Below are 398 nucleotides of genomic sequence, written 5' to 3' on the forward strand. Positions count from 1 at the left end.
GTCCCAGCACCACGATAAATTCTCCCTGCTCCACCTCGAAGGAGACGTCCTTTAAGGCGTCTACTGCAACGCCCTCCCCCTCATATCTGACGGATAAATGTTCCGCCCTGATTACCGGTTTTCCCATAATCCTCCTTCCGGCTCTGCGTCCTGGTACTCCTCTTTATAAGCAATCTGCTTCAGCCATTTCTCCCAGACACAGAATTTCTTCATAACTTCGTCAAGCGAAGCGGAAAGCTCTGACTTTCTCCTGTTATAGAGGAACCCTTCCGTCATCCAGGTCAGCATCTCATACACCTCCTGAGGCGAGACCTCCGGCTTAAACTTGGTGTAGTCTATATTTTTAAAATACTCCTGTAAAGTCATGTTTACTGCATGCTTCTGCGTCAGCTTCCCCG

The 398-nt window shown here is 49.0% G+C and carries 1 protein-coding gene; it reads right to left on the reverse strand.

Features of this window, described 5'->3' with window-relative positions; genetic code table 11:
- Positions 1 to 111 precede the first annotated feature (111 nt).
- Positions 112 to 398, reverse strand: a 287-nt coding sequence (locus NE664_15185) for a hypothetical protein (GenBank protein MCQ4727975.1), incomplete at its 5' end; no start/stop codon positions are given.

This window comes from Anaerotignum faecicola (assembly GCA_024460105.1).
GTDB lineage: Bacteria > Bacillota > Clostridia > Lachnospirales > Anaerotignaceae > JANFXS01.